Genomic DNA, 16,143 nt, shown 5'->3' with positions numbered 1-16,143 from the left:
AATATTACCATGTCACCTACAAAGCTTAGGACTACATACGAACCAGAAATAGCCTAACAATGTGCTCCAAGAATCACTCTCCCTTCGTCTCCATCCATAACCACCAAAGACACAAATGAAACGCCTTTCCCTCCTACAAAAACAGCAAAATCCTACACATCAATACCAAGTTAAACTTTTCTAAAAACAGTGCGCCCCTGCTTAACACATGATCAGTCATGAATTTTCCTTCAATAAAAAATCCACATCCCACTGAAACCCAAGCCTCACCCTCTCTATCCTGACGCTACCCTTCAAATACTAACCCCCCTTTTCTTTAACACACCTTAATCACCCACTGGACGCTCTATTCAATGCAGGTTAAAAAATGATTAAACGACCTATAAAAGTCAGCAACCCCCTCACGGTAATCGCCATTTTTTCAATGTTAACGGAGACCTCTGCAGCTATCTCCCTGCCCTACATTGATAGTGGCAACCAGAATATATATGTCTGGTTTTTGATTATATTCCCCTGCGTCTTGATTACTCTTTTCTTTCTCACGCTGAATTTCAACAATAAAACACTGTACTCACCCAAGGAACGCACTAGAGAAAGCAGTCGGGCTTCTCGCGACTCTGAAGTTCGCCTCCATGACACCGAACAGGCTCTGACACAGGAACACTCACCTCAACAGGAGCACGCATCCATCTCGCTGTCCAAACTGGATAACAAGTCCAGCGCGTTTCAGCCTCAACGATTCACCTTTTTGCCACAAGGGCACAGGGATTACGACCCTGAATCAAGCCGTACCGCTGAATCAACAAAAACTTCGCTCGTTTCTTCGGCAGACCAACATCTGCTGTTAGAAGGTGCTGAGCTCAACCATTTACACGTGGTCGACATAAGCCACCCATCTTTACTGCTGTCGCACAAAGATACCCTCACCGACATCTTGCATGCTTACAAGAAGAGAACACGCACACACAGTATCCACAACAATAAAAATGACATTTTGCTCTTGTTAACCACCCCTCGCTCGGAACCACAACTCCACGTTCAAAAACGCTCACTGATGGGCTTTATAATGCCCTCTCCCTTCGCAGACTCAACGATCATTACTTACAACATTGAAACCCGAGAATTAAATATTTTGAGCCCTGCCTGATTATGTGTGACTGTCCCGAGCCTCTTATCAAACAAAAAAAAGCCCTGGTCATTGACCAGGGCTTTTTACTCAACCAGGGCGATCAGAAGAACGAACGACCTTTGTTAGCTGCAATACGCATGCGCAAAGCATTCAACTTGATAAAGCCGGCAGCGTCTTCCTGATTGTAGGCACCACCATCTTCTTCGAAGGTGGCAATATTGGCATCGAACAGCGAGTCGTCAGACTTGCGACCGGTAACGATGACATTGCCTTTGTAAAGCTTGAGGCGCACAACACCATTAACATGGGCCTGCGACGCATCAATCATTTGTTGCAACATCAAGCGCTCAGGACTCCACCAGTAACCGGTGTAAATCAGGCTCGCGTACTTGGGCATCAACTCATCTTTCAAGTGAGCCACTTCACGGTCCAGCGTAATCGACTCTATGGCACGGTGAGCACGCAGCATGATGGTGCCGCCCGGCGTTTCGTAGCAGCCACGGGACTTCATACCCACATAGCGGTTCTCAACGATGTCCAGACGACCGATGCCATTCTCGCCACCGATACGGTTCAGTGTCGCCAAAACCGTAGCCGGGGTCATTTCAACACCGTCCAGCGCTACAATATCGCCATTGCGATAGGTCAGTTCCAGATAGGTCGGCGTATTCGGCGCGTCTTCCGGCGACTTGGTCCAACGCCACATTTCTTCTTCGTGCTCGGTCCAGGTATCTTCCAGCACACCGCCTTCGTAGGAGATGTGTAGCAGGTTGGCGTCCATCGAGTACGGTGACTTCTTCTTGCCGTGACGCTCAATAGGGATGTTGTGCTTTTCAGCGTAATCCATGAGTTTTTCACGAGACAGCAAATCCCACTCGCGCCAAGGGGCAATAACTTTGACACCCGGCTTAAGTGCATACGCGCCCAGCTCGAAACGGACTTGGTCGTTACCTTTGCCCGTCGCGCCATGGGAGATGGCATCAGCCCCTGTTTCGTTGGCGATTTCGATCAGACGCTTGGCAATCAGAGGACGCGCGATGGAAGTACCCAGCAGGTACTCACCTTCATAAACGGTGTTGGCGCGGAACATCGGGAACACGAAGTCTCGAACAAACTCTTCACGCAGGTCATCGATGTAGATTTCCTTGACGCCCATGGCGAGCGCCTTGGCGCGTGCAGGTTCAACCTCTTCACCCTGACCCAGGTCAGCGGTAAAGGTTACGACTTCACAGTTATAAGTATCCTGCAGCCACTTGAGGATCACCGAAGTGTCCAGGCCGCCCGAATAAGCCAGAACGACCTTGTTTACGTCCGCCATGCCATCACTCCACGGGTTGTTCGAAAAGCCGAACAGTCTACCGCTCAAGTCCGCTAAATTACAGAGGGGCGACACCTTAAGACGACAAAGCGACAGTAAGTTTCAACAAGGCGACGAGAATAGTTCTCAAGAAATACTCGCAGGGTTGCTAAGCGCCGTTTGAGGCACCGTTATATCTGGTACGCCCCCACGCTCCAATCGTACGGTTACTCGTCGATTTTTGGCACGGTTAGCCGCACTGATGTTGGGTACCAAAGGATACTGTTCGCCGTGAAAACGCAGGCTGATCTGGGATTCGTCGAATCCATGGGCCTTAAAAAAGTCCATGACGGCCAAAGCCCGCCGCCGTGACAGTTCGCGATTGGTTAAACGATTGCCACTGTTATCTGAGTAGCCGTCAAGAATGATGCGATTGACGGTGGGGTCTACCTTTAAATACTCAACGATCCCATTAAGGCTACGCAGCGCGGAGGCATCAAGCTCAATGGCGCTCCCGGGAAACGCAATTCGGCTGTGTCGAACCTGTTCAAAATTCTTGGGCAGCAGCTTTGTAGTGCACGCTTGGTAATCACCATAGGCCTGACGAAACTTGACGGGTAGCAATCGAACTTCTGACACACCACTGGTCGCGGAGTAATGCCTTACCACTGGACTGCGCCCCTCCAGCAAGCCACGAAACAAGCCCCCTGCCTGACCCTGAGAGCTATTGAACAGCACATGCCCGCGACCGATACGCACTGAGCCGAGGTTAATATCCCCCCGACCAGGCTGCCACGGCGCCGCTGCTGCCAACAAGGTTGCAGAGCCCTCCCCCAGCACGGAATTGAAGCTGTTAAGCCGAAAAACAGCTTGCTCACCCGCACGACGGACAAAAGCTCCAGAACCAAAATCGGTGATGGGCTGAATCAGACGGCATTCAAACTTGTCCCCTTCTACTTTCCACTCGATATTCTCCAGTCGCGTCTGGAAAGTCATCGCCATGGCTGGCAGGCAGGTGAACAGAGTCAGCAGGAATAAATAACACTGGCGCACGGCAAGCTCCACAGGCTTGAAAAGCAAAAAATCAGGCCATTGGTTTACGGCAGACCTTTTTTATATCGGTGAGCAGCCACAAAACTTGATAGCGAGTGCCTGAAAGAGTCTTTTCCGGTAGCATTCGCTTCAGTTTGACCCGCCTGGAATCCCCAATGTCTGACCGCCTGACCCTGCTGCGTCCCGACGACTGGCATATACATCTTCGTGATGGTGCTGTGTTGCCCCACACTGTTGCGGATGTCGCGCGTACTTTTGGCCGCGCCATCATCATGCCTAACCTGGTGCCGCCGGTGCGTAATGCTGCCGAAGCCGATGCCTACCGCCAGCGCATTCTGGCTGCCCGCCCTGTTGGCAGCCGTTTCGAACCGCTGATGGTGCTTTACCTGACTGACCGCACACAGCCCGAAGATATTCGTACTGCCAAGGCCAGCGGCTTCGTCCACGCAGCCAAGCTTTACCCGGCTGGCGCTACGACAAACTCCGACTCTGGCGTGACCAGTATCGATGCGATCTTCCCGGTACTGGAAGTCATGGCCGAAGTAGGCATGCCTCTGCTGATACATGGCGAAGTCACTCGTACCGACGTGGACGTCTTTGACCGTGAGAAAATTTTTATTGATGAGCATATGCGTCGAGTCGTTGAACGCTTTCCTACACTGAAAGTAGTGTTCGAGCACATCACTACGGCTGACGCCGTGCAGTTCGTCAACGAGGCTTCGGCCAACGTCGGCGCAACCATCACGGCTCATCACCTGCTTTACAATCGCAATCACATGCTGGTGGGCGGAATTCGCCCGCACTTCTATTGCTTGCCGATCCTCAAGCGCAACACTCATCAGGAAGCGTTGCTGGATGCGGCCACCAGTGGCAGCAATAAATTCTTCCTGGGCACCGACTCTGCGCCTCACGCTCAACACGCTAAAGAAGCTGCGTGTGGATGTGCCGGCTGCTACACCGCCTATGCGGCGATTGAAATGTATGCCGAGGCCTTTGAACAGCGTAATGCGCTGGACAAACTGGAGGCGTTTGCCAGCCTTAACGGCCCTCGCTTCTACGGACTGCCTGCCAGTACCGAACATATCACTCTGGTTCGCCAGGAGTGGACCGCACCTACAAGCCTGCCATTTGGCGAGCTGACCGTAATTCCGCTGCGCGCCGGTGAAAAACTGCGCTGGCGCCTGCTGGAGGAAACGCTGTGAGCGACGACCATTATGATGACGAACACGAAGGCGGCCATGGCGGCCCACGCCACCCGATGGCTGAGCGCTTTCGCGGCTATCTGCCTGTCGTAATCGACGTTGAAACCGGCGGTTTCAATTGCGCCACCGATGCCCTGCTGGAAATCGCAGCCGTGACGATCGGCATGGACGAAAAAGGCTTTGTGTTCCCGGAGCACACTTATTTTCACCGTGTTGAACCGTTCGAAGGCGCCAATATCGAAGCAGCGGCGCTGGAATTCACCGGCATCAAGCTTGATCACCCGTTGCGTATGGCCGTCAGCGAAGAAACTGCGCTGACCGACATCTTCCGTGGCGTGCGCAAAGCCCTGAAAGCCAATGGCTGCAAACGCGCCATTCTGGTGGGTCATAACAGCAGCTTCGATTTGGGCTTCCTGAATGCTGCGGTTGCTCGTCTGGACATGAAACGCAACCCGTTTCACCCATTCTCAAGCTTCGACACTGCAACGCTGGCAGGTCTGGCGTATGGCCAGACGGTGTTGGCCAAAGCCTGCCAAACGGCCGACATCGACTTCGATGGCCGCGAGGCGCACTCAGCACGCTACGACACTGAAAAAACCGCTGAGCTGTTCTGTGGCATCGTTAACCGCTGGAAGCAAATGGGCGGTTGGAAAGATTTCAACGACTGAATCTGCTGTTCAGGCTGAAATCTAGGCATAAAAAAACCGGACATTAAGTCCGGTTTTTTTATGCCTGGGCGAACGCTTACAGTTTGCCAGCATTCTCAGTCAGGTAAGCCGCTACACCTTCAGTAGAAGCGGTCATGCCCTTGTCACCTTTTTTCCAGTTGGCAGGGCACACTTCACCGTGCTCTTCGTGGAATTGCAATGCGTCAACCAGACGTAGCAACTCGTCCATGTTGCGACCCAGCGGCAGATCGTTAACGATTTGCGAGCGAACAACGCCCTTGTCATCGATCAGGAACGCGCCGCGCAATGCAACACCGCCTTCAGTTTCAACGTCATAAGCCTTGCAGATAGCGTGATTGATATCGGCAGCCATGGTGTATTTGACCTGACCGATTCCGCCATTGTTCACCGGCGTGTTACGCCACGCGTTGTGAGTGAAATGGGAGTCGATCGACACGGCAACCACTTCAACGTTACGCGCTTGAAACTCAGGAATGCGGTGATCCAGAGCAATCAGCTCGGATGGGCACACAAAGGTGAAATCCAGCGGGTAGAAAAACACCAGGCCATATTTGCCTTTGATGGCGGTGGACAACGAGAAGCTGTCTACGATTTCGCCATTGCCGAGTACGGCTGCGACGGTGAAGTCAGGCGCTTGCTTGCCTACGAGTACGCTCATTGGTTATCTCCTGGTGCATCGTAAAAACGAAACCGAGCAAAATCTTGTTAAAAAACAATAATCTGAAACTCGATCTCACGTAAAAGTGACCCGGCATCATACACCGCTCGTCGGCCCCGGCCTTAAGCCTTTTTAAAGACCATCAACCTAGCGGTCTTCACCGTTCGTCAGCATGTAGGAAATTAGACTCAATCGAGACCCAATGCACTTTGACAATCATTCTCGTTAACATTAAGATCTTCGTCATTGAATCCAACCAGCGATGGTTCTTATTTATGTACGTTTGCATCTGCACTGGCGTCACTGATGGCAAAATCCGCGACGCAATCTATGAAGGTTGCTGCAGTTACCGAGAAGTGCGCGAAGCCACTGGCGTTGCCAGCCAATGCGGTAAATGTGCGTGCCTAGCCAAGCAAGTCGTACGCGAAACCCTCACCTCGTTGCAAGCCAGTCAGGCAACGCTGGGTTTTCCAGCAGAATTTTCTGCGGCCTGAACATCATATTTTGAAGAACCGGACTTAGTGTCCGGTTTTTTTATGCCCTGAATTCAAGTGCTTACGACCAAGACGCGGAACACAAACATTCTTATTCCGATTAATTTTCATTTATTATTCAAATACTTAGGTTTGACAGTCTTCTATGTGCGGCTCAAACTCTGCCTTATACACGGTTAATTAAGGCAGGCCCCAGCCATGAAAGGCGATATCTCAGTCATCCAGCATCTCAACAAAATTCTCGGCAATGAGCTGGTTGCGATCAACCAATACTTCCTGCATGCGCGCATGTATCAGGATTGGGGTCTGGAAAAGTTGGGGGCACACGAGTACCACGAATCCATTGATGAGATGAAGCACGCGGATAAACTGATCAAGCGCATCTTGTTTCTTGAGGGCCTGCCCAACGTACAAGACCTCGGCAAGCTGCACATTGGTGAGCACACCAAGGAAATGCTGGAGTGCGACCTGCGCATTGAAAAGACAGGCCACGCCGACCTTAAAGCCGCAATCGCACACTGTGAAGTTGTGGGTGATTTCGGTAGCCGTGAACTTCTGGAAGATATTCTTGAATCTGAAGAAGAACATATCGACTGGCTGGAAACACAGTTAGGCCTGATCGATAAAGTAGGTATTGAGAATTACCTGCAATCGCAAATGGGCGAGTAAACGCCCACTAAAAAGCCCCGCTCTGATTAATCAGAAGCGGGGCTTTTTTATGCGCGGATACTTGATTAAAGATACCCGTGCAACTGAAGTCAGGCTTCAGTCTTGGTTGCAGCTGCTTTCTCAACAGCGTCCTTGATCAACGCCTGCAACGAACCATCTGCCGCCATCTCAGTCATGATATCGCTACCACCGACCAACTCGCCACCTACCCACAGCTGTGGGAAAGTTGGCCAGTTAGCGTACTTCGGCAGGTTGGCGCGGATTTCAGGGTTCTGCAAGATGTCCACGTAGGCGAACTTCTCACCACAAGCCATGACCGCTTGAGCTGCTTTAGCCGAAAAGCCGCACTGCGGGGCATTCGGGGAGCCTTTCATGTAGAGCAGAATGGTGTTGTTGGCAATCTGTTCTTTAATAGTTTCGATGATATCCATGGAGCACCTCGGCTGAACTTTCCGACTCAGTTGTCGGCACGGTGGCGCATTGTAACGGAAAGCCGAGCCTGACGCTCGGTCTCCCCGACAGACAATAGTCTGCCCCCAGCCCCTAAGAATTGCCAAGCAGTACAGGGCCAGTGTACAAATGTGCAGCTGAGGAGAGGCGAACCACGCAACAGTGGTGCTAGTCATGCGCCCGTGCAGCTTCCGACACGCCCCCCTCTAAATGTGACCCTTATTGGCAAGACGCGACATTTCCTTATAAGATCGCGCCTTCCCCTATTTCGTCGCCACGTGCGGCTTTCGCCGCAGGTCTCGCCCGTTTTTCCGAAAAACCCGGCTCTGAGCATCTGCGGTCGTTGCAAAAAAGGTAGTTAATGATGAGCGCAAGGCACTTTCTCTCCCTGATGGATTGCACGCCCGAAGAACTACTCAGCGTGATTCGTCGCGGTATCGAGTTGAAGGACCTGCGCCAGCGCGGCGTGCTTTTCGAACCGTTGAAAAATCGCGTGCTGGGCATGATTTTCGAAAAGTCATCAACCCGTACACGCCTGTCGTTTGAAGCAGGCATGATCCAGCTCGGTGGTCAGGCCATTTTCCTGTCCCCGCGTGACACCCAACTGGGTCGTGGCGAACCCATTGGGGACTGCGCAATCGTTATGTCGCGCATGCTCGACGCAGTGATGATCCGCACCTTTGCTCACAGCACCCTGACCGAGTTCGCCGCAAATTCCCGCGTGCCGGTCATCAACGGCCTGTCAGACGACCTGCATCCGTGCCAACTGCTGGCTGACATGCAGACGTTTCTTGAGCACCGTGGCTCGATCAAAGACAAAACTGTTGCCTGGATTGGCGACGGCAACAACATGTGCAACAGCTATATAGAGGCGGCCATCCAGTTTGACTTCAACCTGCGCGTTGCCTGCCCGCAAGGCTATGAGCCTAATCCTGAGTTCGTTGCCCGAGCCGGCGATCGCGTGACCATCGTGCGTGATCCGCGTGAGGCGGTCATTGGCGCCCATCTGGTGAGCACAGATGTGTGGACGTCTATGGGTCAGGAAGAAGAAACAGCCAAGCGCTTGAAGCTATTTGCGCCCTATCAGGTGAACCGCGCCCTGCTCGACCTGGCAGCTGAAAACGTGCTGTTCATGCATTGCCTGCCAGCTCATCGCGGCGAAGAAATCAGTGTTGACCTGCTGGACGACACACGCTCAGTCGCGTGGGATCAAGCGGAAAACCGACTGCATGCGCAAAAAGCCCTTCTCGAGTTCCTGGTCCAACCGGCGTACACATCCGCATGAGCCAGCCGCTATTGCTTAACCTCCGTGATCTGGCGTGTGGGTATCAAGGCCAGAGCGTGGTGCAAAACCTTAACCTGCACCTCAATGCCGGCGACATTGGATGCCTGCTGGGTTCTTCCGGATGCGGTAAAACGACCACGCTGCGGGCCATAGCCGGGTTTGAGCCGGTTCATCAGGGCGAAATCCAGCTCGCCGGGGAAGTCATCTCCAAGGCCGGTTTCACGCTGGCGCCTGAGAAGCGTCGCATCGGGATGGTGTTTCAAGACTACGCACTGTTCCCGCATCTTAGCGTGGCTGACAACATCGCCTTCGGCATTCGCAAGCACCCTGATAAAGAGCGTGTCACCCAGGAGCTGCTGGAACTGGTCAACCTGAAGAACCTTGGCAAGCGCTTCCCCCATGAACTGTCGGGCGGGCAACAGCAACGTGTCGCGCTCGCCCGCGCTCTGGCGCCGGAACCGCAACTGCTCTTGCTCGACGAACCGTTCTCCAACCTCGATGGCGAACTGCGCCGCAAGCTTAGCCACGAAGTACGGGACATCCTTAAAGCTCGCGGCACCAGTGCGATTCTGGTGACACACGACCAGGAAGAAGCCTTCGCTGTGAGCGACCACGTCGGCGTATTCAAAGAAGGTCGTCTTGAGCAATGGGATACGCCCTACAACCTCTACCACGAGCCAAAAACCCCGTTTGTGGCGAGTTTCATTGGCCAGGGTTATTTCATTCGCGGACAGCTGTTGAGCCCCGAATCGGTGCAAACAGAGCTGGGCGTGCTGCGCGGTGATCGAGCCTACAATTGGCCCATCGGTGGCGCTGTCGATGTATTGCTGCGCCCGGACGATATCGTTTACGCACCCGACAGCGAACTAAAAGCCCGGATAGTCGGCAAAACCTTCCTCGGCGCATCGACGCTTTACCGTCTGCAATTGCCCACCGGCAGCCAACTTGAATCTATTTTTCCAAGCCATGCCGATCACTTGCCGGGGACTGACGTGGGTATTCGGGTGGCGGCCGAACACTTGGTCATGTTTCAAACCAGTGGCAGTACGGCAGCACAGATCGCTCACACTGAATCAGGCGTAAGACGCTTCAGTACCGCCAGTTAAGTGCCGCAGCTTTAAACGCGCCCTATACCCGCAAACTTGGCCTGCGTGTGCTCTGCCAGCACCGCAGGCGCTAGCTCTACTTCAAGTCCACGCCGTCCGGCACTGACAAAAATCGTCTCAAACCCCTTGGCACTATCATCAATGAACGTGCGCAGGCGCTTTTTTTGACCCAATGGACTAATCCCGCCCAGCAGATAGCCCGTCGCCCGTTGAGCGGCAGCAGGCTCAGCCATTTCGACTTTTTTGGCACCCGCCGCATGCGCCAGCGCTTTCAAATCAAGCGTTCCGACGACCGGTACCACAGCGACTAACAATTCGCCTTTTTCACTGCTGGCCAATAACGTTTTGAAAACCCGGGCAGGTTCAAGATTCAGCTTCTCTGCAGCTTCCAAGCCGTACGAGGCTGCTTTGGGGTCATGTTCATAGCTGTGAATCCGATGTTCGGCACGAACTTTTTTCAGCAGGTCCAGTGCGGGCGTCATGGCAACTCCTGTGTTGATTTGAATAGAGACATCAGGGAAGCGGACTTAATGCTTTTGGATTAGCAAACAGGCGTTGATGTTGGCCTTTGCGACTTCCTGGAAGGGTAAATTACAGGCTTTACCCTACAAAAATGTATTCTTTTCTTACACAAAAATCAGCACTCAACCACTACCTAAAAGTCAGAATATGAATCCCCGTTCACTTTCGACCTTTGACAGCCGTGTTTCTTGTCTATATTTTTTCGATTCTGAATATGCCATGCCGTAACTTGTTTTCCGTTACGAACACATGAATTGCCGAATTTTACCGATCCGGCTTCCGCGCAGCTTCATTACCACTCTGACTGACAACGTCAAAAAACAAAAAAAATGAGGTTTTAAATGACGACTGCAACGCAGCACCCCACCCTTTCAGGGCAGTGCATCGCCGAATTCCTAGGCACTGCACTCTTAATCTTCTTCGGCACCGGTTGTGTGGCGGCTCTCAAAGTCGCAGGCGCCAGCTTAGGCTTGTGGGAAATCAGCATCATCTGGGGCATCGGTGTGAGCCTGGCCATCTACTTGACAGCCGGTGTGTCAGGCGCGCATTTGAATCCCGCCGTGAGTATCGCACTCTGCCTGTTCACTGATTTTGACAAGCGCAAACTGCCTTTCTACATCCTTGCCCAAATAGCGGGCGCCTTCTGCGCGGCAGCATTGGTGTACACGCTGTACAGCAACCTATTCTTCGATTACGAACAAGCCCACAACATGATTCGCGGCAGCAAAGAAAGCCTGGAGTTGGCCTCGGTCTTTTCCACTTATCCGCACCCCGCGCTTTCGACGCTGCAAGCTTTCTTGGTTGAAATGGTGATTACGGCCATTCTCATGGGCGTGATCATGGCCTTGACTGACGACAAGAATGGATTGCCGCGTGGCCCATTGGCACCCCTGCTGATTGGCCTGCTGATTGCCGTCATTGGTAGCTCAATGGGACCGCTGACCGGTTTCGCAATGAACCCTGCGCGTGATTTCGGGCCTAAGCTGATGACATTTTTTGCCGGCTGGGGTGAAATTTCATTCACAGGTGCCCGCGACATACCGTATTTCCTGATTCCAATCTTTGCACCGATCGTCGGTGCTTGCCTCGGCGCAGCTATTTATCGCGGGATGATTGCCCGCCACCTGCCTGCTGTCGAGCCCACGGCAATGGAAGCCCAAACCACCACAGAGGTGAAAACCCAAGCTTCCTGACATCGAATTTTGAAACGGGGCGCACGAGAGCACTGCCCACTTCCTTCTCGCGCCCTGAAACCATTACCTCATTCTGCAAGGCAATCACATGACCGACTCTCAGAATAAGAATTACATTATTGCGCTGGACCAAGGCACCACCAGTTCGCGAGCGATCATCTTCGATCGTGACGCCAACGTGGTGTGCACGGCTCAACGTGAGTTTCAACAGCACTACCCGCAAGCAGGCTGGGTTGAACACGACCCGATGGAAATTTTCGCCACCCAAAGCGCCGTGATGGTTGAAGCCCTGGCTCAGGCTGGGCTTCATCACGACCAGGTAGCTGCTATCGGCATTACAAACCAGCGTGAAACCACCGTGGTGTGGGACAAAATCAGCGGCCGTCCGATCTACAATGCGATCGTTTGGCAATGCCGACGCAGCACCGAGATCTGCGAACAACTGAAGCGCGATGGCCACGAGCAATACATCAGCGAGACAACAGGTTTGGTTACCGACCCTTACTTCTCCGGCACCAAGCTGAAGTGGATCCTGGATAACGTCGAAGGCAGCCGCGAACGAGCACGTAACGGCGAGCTTCTGTTTGGCACCATAGACAGCTGGCTGATCTGGAAATTTACCGGCGGCAAAACGCACGTTACTGACTACACCAACGCCTCGCGAACCATGCTGTTCAACATTCACACGCTGGAATGGGACTCCAGGATGCTGGAGGTACTGGATATCCCGCGTGAGATGCTGCCAGAGGTTAAGTCCTCGTCTGAAATCTACGGGCGCACCAAAAGCGGTATCGCCATCGGCGGTATTGCCGGCGACCAGCAGGCTGCCTTGTTCGGCCAAATGTGTGTTGAGCCGGGTCAGGCAAAAAACACTTACGGCACTGGCTGCTTCCTGCTGATGAACACCGGCACCAATGCCGTCAAATCCACACATGGCATGTTGACCACTATCGCCTGCGGACCGCGCGGTGAAGTGGCCTACGCTTTGGAAGGCGCTGTGTTTAACGGCGGCTCCACTGTCCAGTGGTTGCGCGATGAACTGAAAATCATCAATGACGCTCACGACACGGAATATTTTGCCAGCAAGGTCAAAGACAGCAACGGTGTGTATCTGGTGCCTGCATTCACGGGTCTCGGCGCACCGTACTGGGACCCGTATGCGCGCGGCGCACTGTTTGGCCTGACCCGTGGTGTACGTGTGGATCACATCATTCGTGCTGCTCTGGAGTCGATTGCCTACCAGACGCGTGACGTGCTGGATGCTATGCAGCAAGACTCGGGTGAACGTCTGAAAGCGCTGCGCGTGGATGGCGGCGCAGTGGCCAACAACTTCCTGATGCAGTTTCAGGCTGACATCCTCGGCACAATGGTTGAGCGCCCGCAAATGCGCGAAACCACGGCACTGGGTGCCGCTTACCTGGCCGGTCTGGCGTGTGGTTTCTGGGGCAGCCTGGATGAGTTGCGCGGCAAGGCGGTGATTGAACGCGAGTTCGAGCCTGCTCTGGAAGAAGCCTGCAAAGAGAAGCTGTACGCAGGCTGGAAGAAGGCCGTAGACCGTACACGTGACTGGGAACCCCACCAAGAAAGCAACTAAGTACTCACGCAATAACCCGCAACGGACACCCTCGGTGTCCGTTGCTGCATAAGCGTTTCAGCGTTGCTACGAGTAGCAGACAGTTCTTTCCTGCGGCATGATGGGCGAATTTTGCTTCGCCGCCTAAAGGAAACTCCATGAATCTGCCTCCCCGCCAGCAGCAGATCCTCGAACTGGTTCGCGAACGCGGCTACGTCAGCATCGAGGAAATGGCGCAGTTGTTCGTCGTCACGCCGCAGACCATCCGTCGAGACATCAATCAATTGGCCGAGGCCGATTTATTGCGTCGTTATCACGGAGGCGCCGCCTATGACTCCAGCGTTGAAAACACCGCCTACGCCATGCGCGCCGACCAAATGCGCGATGAAAAACGTCGTATTGGCGAAGCCATCGCCGCGCAGATTCCTGACCACGCCTCTATTTTCATCAATATCGGTACGACCACCGAGTCAATTGCCCGGTCGTTGCTCAACCACAATCATCTGAAAATCATCACCAACAACCTCCATGTGGCGTCAATCCTGAGCGCGAAAGACGACTTCGAAGTATTGATTGCCGGCGGCAAAGTCCGCCGCGATGGCGGAATCGTCGGTCAGGCCAGTGTCGACTTCATTAACCAGTTCAAATTCGATTTCGCGCTCGTTGGTATCAGCGGCATTGATTCCGACGGCAGCCTGCTGGACTTTGACTACCAGGAGGTGCGCGTCTCCCAAGCCATTATTGCCAACGCCCGACAAGTCATTCTGGCAGCGGATTCCAGCAAATTCGGGCGTAACGCTATGGTTCGTCTTGGCCCGATCACCTTGATTGACTGCCTTGTCACAGACCAGCCACCTGTACCAGAGCTCGCTCAATTACTGGCACAGAACAAAATTCGTCTAGAAGTCGTTTAAGCGCAAGATCAAACGCGGGAGGGGGGCGAGTTGACTGCCATGCAGGCAAGACCCGGCATGAGCCCCTCTCAGAGCGCTGGAGCTTTTGCTCGCACAGCTCTCCACGCTCAAAATGTTCGTAATTTTTCTTTTAAGCGCTGTTCGATGAGTTTTTTCAATCGAACTTGTCTGGCTGTGCGCGTATTTATCCGCTACTATTTTCGCAAATGAACATTAATGTTCGAATTCAAAAATATGCGTAAAGAACGCGAGGCCCAATCATGCCCCTGACCACCTTGCCTGCCACCCCCCTCGCAGAGGTTTACGACGTTGCCGTTATCGGCGGCGGGATTAATGGCGTCGGTATTGCGGCAGATGCAGCCGGTCGCGGCTTGTCTGTGTTTCTTTGCGAAAAAGACGATCTGGCCAGCCATACCTCGTCAGCCAGCAGCAAGCTGATTCATGGCGGCCTGCGCTACCTGGAACATTATGAGTTTCGCTTGGTGCGCGAAGCATTGGCTGAGCGCGAAGTGTTGCTGGCAAAAGCCCCGCACATCGTAAAGCCAATGCGTTTTGTATTGCCTCACCGCCCTCACCTGCGCCCTGCCTGGATGATTCGGGCAGGGTTGTTTCTGTATGACCATTTGGGCAAGCGTGAAAAACTCGCGGGCTCCAAAAGCCTCAAATTTGGGGCCGATAGCCCGCTGAAGTCAGAAATCAATAAAGGCTTCGAATACTCCGACTGCTGGGTAGATGACGCGCGCCTGGTGGTACTCAATGCCATGGCTGCGCGCGAAAAGGGCGCGCATGTTCACACCCAGACCCGCTGCGTCGGGGCTCGTCGAAACAAAGGCCTGTGGGAATTAAATCTTGAGCGTGCCGACGGCAGTCTGTTCTCAATTCGCAGCAAATCGCTGGTCAACGCTGCTGGCCCGTGGGTTGCCAAATTCATCAAGGACGACCTGAAACTGGACTCGCCTTATGGCATCCGCCTGATTCAAGGCAGCCATCTGATCGTACCCAAACTGTATGACGCACCCAACGCTTTCATTTTGCAGAATGAAGACCAGCGAATTGTGTTCACCATCCCGTACATGGATCAATTCACCATCATCGGCACAACCGACCGCGAATACACCGGCGATCCGGCCAAGGTCGTCATTACCGAAGAAGAAACCGACTACCTGTTGAACGTGGTCAACGCTCACTTTAAGCAACAGGTCAGCCGTGCCGATATTCTGCACACCTATTCCGGCGTGCGCCCGCTGTGCAATGACGAGTCGGATAACCCTTCAGCCGTCACACGTGATTACACCTTGGCGTTGTCCGGCGCACAGGGCGAAGCCCCGCTGCTGTCTGTATTTGGTGGCAAACTCACCACTTACCGCAAACTGGCCGAATCGGCCATGGCACAGTTGACTCCGTTCTTCACCCAGATCAAACCGAGCTGGACTGCCAGTGCAACGCTGCCGGGTGGTGAAGACATGACCACACCCGCTGCGCTAAGCGCCGCGCTGACCCAAAAACATGGCTGGCTGGATACAGCCATCGCCAAACGCTGGGCAATCACCTACGGCAGCCGCTCATGGCGCTTGCTGGAGGGTGTCAATGCACTGAGCGATATGGGAGAGCACATCGGCAGCGGCCTCTATAGCCGAGAAGTCGACTACTTGTGCAGTCAGGAATGGGCGCTGGATGCACAGGACATCCTGTGGCGTCGGACTAAACTGGGCCTTTTCACCACCGCTCAAGAGCAAGAGCATCTGGCGCTTTACATGAACAGCCTGAACCTCAAGCATCGTAAAGTTAAAGCCGCTTAAATTCCTGCCTGCTACATCACCTGCCAGGGGCGCCAATTAGGCGCCCTGGCAAGTCCTCCTGATTCGGTTTTCCGAACACCTCGCACCACATTGATTCGGCTTTCCGGGTA

General features: G+C 53.6%; 16 protein-coding genes. 11 read left to right on the top strand and 5 right to left on the bottom strand.

Annotated features, from left to right (window positions below):
* The first annotated feature begins 367 nt into the window (after positions 1-367).
* The gene (locus ACI7MX_RS09270) at positions 368-1,147 is read left to right on the top strand and encodes a hypothetical protein (RefSeq protein ID WP_405587341.1); all 780 of its coding nucleotides are present in this window, start codon (positions 368-370) and stop codon (positions 1,145-1,147) included.
* 82 nt (positions 1,148-1,229) lie between these two features.
* Here the strand turns inward: ACI7MX_RS09270 and ACI7MX_RS09265 are convergent, their stop codons facing one another.
* Both ACI7MX_RS09265 and ACI7MX_RS09260 read right to left on the bottom strand, forming a co-directional pair.
* Positions 1,230-2,447 carry an argininosuccinate synthase gene (locus tag ACI7MX_RS09265; protein ID WP_314492116.1) on the bottom strand — a complete coding sequence of 406 codons (1,218 nt, stop codon included), beginning with the start codon at positions 2,445-2,447 and terminating at the stop codon, positions 1,230-1,232.
* A 126-nt stretch (positions 2,448-2,573) separates the two neighbouring features.
* On the bottom strand, positions 2,574-3,479 hold the full coding sequence (locus tag ACI7MX_RS09260) for an OmpA family protein (RefSeq protein WP_314492114.1): 906 nt from the start codon (positions 3,477-3,479) through the stop codon (positions 2,574-2,576).
* 155 nt (positions 3,480-3,634) lie between these two features.
* Between ACI7MX_RS09260 and pyrC the strand changes: the two genes are divergently transcribed.
* Entirely contained in the window at positions 3,635-4,681 is a 1,047-nt protein-coding gene (pyrC, locus tag ACI7MX_RS09255) for a dihydroorotase (RefSeq protein ID WP_405587344.1), read from the top strand.
* Positions 4,678-5,349, top strand: a complete 672-nt coding sequence (gene rnt, locus ACI7MX_RS09250; RefSeq protein ID WP_146384099.1) for a ribonuclease T — start codon at positions 4,678-4,680, stop codon at positions 5,347-5,349. The genes pyrC and rnt overlap by 4 nt, the downstream gene beginning before the upstream one ends.
* A gap of 76 nt (positions 5,350-5,425) precedes the next feature.
* On the opposite strand, the gene ACI7MX_RS09245 is transcribed toward rnt, so the two are convergent.
* Positions 5,426-6,028: a peroxiredoxin gene (locus tag ACI7MX_RS09245; RefSeq protein ID WP_019411008.1), complete on the bottom strand. Its 603-nt coding sequence runs from the start codon at positions 6,026-6,028 to the stop codon at positions 5,426-5,428.
* A 275-nt stretch (positions 6,029-6,303) separates the two neighbouring features.
* Here ACI7MX_RS09245 and ACI7MX_RS09240 point away from each other — a divergent pair, with 275 nt between their 5' ends.
* On the top strand, positions 6,304-6,522 hold the full coding sequence (locus tag ACI7MX_RS09240) for a bacterioferritin-associated ferredoxin (protein WP_153377768.1): 219 nt from the start codon (positions 6,304-6,306) through the stop codon (positions 6,520-6,522).
* A 198-nt stretch (positions 6,523-6,720) separates the two neighbouring features.
* On the top strand, positions 6,721-7,191 hold the full coding sequence (bfr, locus tag ACI7MX_RS09235) for a bacterioferritin (RefSeq protein ID WP_048378033.1): 471 nt from the start codon (positions 6,721-6,723) through the stop codon (positions 7,189-7,191).
* Positions 7,192-7,280: 89 nt separating this feature from the next.
* On the opposite strand, the gene grxD is transcribed toward bfr, so the two are convergent.
* On the bottom strand, positions 7,281-7,622 hold the full coding sequence (gene grxD, locus ACI7MX_RS09230) for a Grx4 family monothiol glutaredoxin (protein ID WP_405587350.1): 342 nt from the start codon (positions 7,620-7,622) through the stop codon (positions 7,281-7,283).
* Between the two features lie 383 nt (positions 7,623-8,005).
* Here grxD and argF point away from each other — a divergent pair, with 383 nt between their 5' ends.
* Together argF and ACI7MX_RS09220 are read left to right on the top strand one after the other, a co-directional pair.
* The gene (gene argF, locus ACI7MX_RS09225) at positions 8,006-8,926 is read left to right on the top strand and encodes an ornithine carbamoyltransferase (RefSeq protein ID WP_405587353.1); all 921 of its coding nucleotides are present in this window, start codon (positions 8,006-8,008) and stop codon (positions 8,924-8,926) included.
* On the top strand, positions 8,923-10,032 hold the full coding sequence (locus tag ACI7MX_RS09220) for an ABC transporter ATP-binding protein (RefSeq protein WP_314483631.1): 1,110 nt from the start codon (positions 8,923-8,925) through the stop codon (positions 10,030-10,032). Before argF ends, ACI7MX_RS09220 begins: the two co-directional genes overlap by 4 nt.
* Positions 10,033-10,043: 11 nt before the next feature.
* Here the strand turns inward: ACI7MX_RS09220 and ybaK are convergent, their stop codons facing one another.
* Positions 10,044-10,514, bottom strand: a complete 471-nt coding sequence (ybaK, locus tag ACI7MX_RS09215; RefSeq protein WP_405587356.1) for a Cys-tRNA(Pro) deacylase — start codon at positions 10,512-10,514, stop codon at positions 10,044-10,046.
* 381 nt (positions 10,515-10,895) lie between these two features.
* Between ybaK and ACI7MX_RS09210 the strand changes: the two genes are divergently transcribed.
* The 4 genes from ACI7MX_RS09210 (at position 10,896) to glpD (ending at position 16,033) form a co-directional block, all read left to right on the top strand.
* Positions 10,896-11,747 (top strand): MIP/aquaporin family protein, encoded by an 852-nt coding sequence (locus ACI7MX_RS09210; protein ID WP_314483627.1) that lies wholly within the window; start codon positions 10,896-10,898, stop codon positions 11,745-11,747.
* An 88-nt stretch (positions 11,748-11,835) separates the two neighbouring features.
* Positions 11,836-13,341, top strand: a complete 1,506-nt coding sequence (gene glpK, locus ACI7MX_RS09205) for a glycerol kinase GlpK (protein WP_314483625.1) — start codon at positions 11,836-11,838, stop codon at positions 13,339-13,341.
* 137 nt (positions 13,342-13,478) lie between these two features.
* Positions 13,479-14,234 carry a DeoR family transcriptional regulator gene (locus tag ACI7MX_RS09200; RefSeq protein WP_405587359.1) on the top strand — a complete coding sequence of 252 codons (756 nt, stop codon included), beginning with the start codon at positions 13,479-13,481 and terminating at the stop codon, positions 14,232-14,234.
* 260 nt (positions 14,235-14,494) lie between these two features.
* Positions 14,495-16,033 (top strand): glycerol-3-phosphate dehydrogenase, encoded by a 1,539-nt coding sequence (gene glpD / locus ACI7MX_RS09195; protein ID WP_405587361.1) that lies wholly within the window; start codon positions 14,495-14,497, stop codon positions 16,031-16,033.
* Positions 16,034-16,143 lie beyond the last annotated feature (110 nt).

The sequence above is a fragment of the Pseudomonas sp. 2024-210 genome (genome assembly GCF_045062345.1).
GTDB lineage: Bacteria > Pseudomonadota > Gammaproteobacteria > Pseudomonadales > Pseudomonadaceae > Aquipseudomonas.
Note: the sequence above shows the minus strand (reverse complement) of the source record. Positions and strands in the feature narration are given on the sequence as shown.

Bases quoted from the DNA above. Each gene is read 5' to 3' on its own strand.
- ACI7MX_RS09270 (WP_405587341.1), top strand. From the start codon at position 368: ATGATTAAACGACCTATAAAAGTCAGCAACCCCCTCACGGTAATCGCC.
- ACI7MX_RS09265 (WP_314492116.1), bottom strand. From the start codon at position 2,447: ATGGCGGACGTAAACAAGGTCGTTCTGGCTTATTCGGGCGGCCTGGAC.
- pyrC (WP_405587344.1), top strand. From the start codon at position 3,635: ATGTCTGACCGCCTGACCCTGCTGCGTCCCGACGACTGGCATATACAT.
- ACI7MX_RS09245 (WP_019411008.1), bottom strand. From the start codon at position 6,028: ATGAGCGTACTCGTAGGCAAGCAAGCGCCTGACTTCACCGTCGCAGCC.
- ACI7MX_RS09240 (WP_153377768.1), top strand. From the start codon at position 6,304: ATGTACGTTTGCATCTGCACTGGCGTCACTGATGGCAAAATCCGCGAC.
- bfr (WP_048378033.1), top strand. From the start codon at position 6,721: ATGAAAGGCGATATCTCAGTCATCCAGCATCTCAACAAAATTCTCGGC.
- grxD (WP_405587350.1), bottom strand. From the start codon at position 7,622: ATGGATATCATCGAAACTATTAAAGAACAGATTGCCAACAACACCATT.
- argF (WP_405587353.1), top strand. From the start codon at position 8,006: ATGAGCGCAAGGCACTTTCTCTCCCTGATGGATTGCACGCCCGAAGAA.
- ACI7MX_RS09220 (WP_314483631.1), top strand. From the start codon at position 8,923: ATGAGCCAGCCGCTATTGCTTAACCTCCGTGATCTGGCGTGTGGGTAT.
- ybaK (WP_405587356.1), bottom strand. From the start codon at position 10,514: ATGACGCCCGCACTGGACCTGCTGAAAAAAGTTCGTGCCGAACATCGG.
- ACI7MX_RS09210 (WP_314483627.1), top strand. From the start codon at position 10,896: ATGACGACTGCAACGCAGCACCCCACCCTTTCAGGGCAGTGCATCGCC.
- glpK (WP_314483625.1), top strand. From the start codon at position 11,836: ATGACCGACTCTCAGAATAAGAATTACATTATTGCGCTGGACCAAGGC.
- ACI7MX_RS09200 (WP_405587359.1), top strand. From the start codon at position 13,479: ATGAATCTGCCTCCCCGCCAGCAGCAGATCCTCGAACTGGTTCGCGAA.
- glpD (WP_405587361.1), top strand. From the start codon at position 14,495: ATGCCCCTGACCACCTTGCCTGCCACCCCCCTCGCAGAGGTTTACGAC.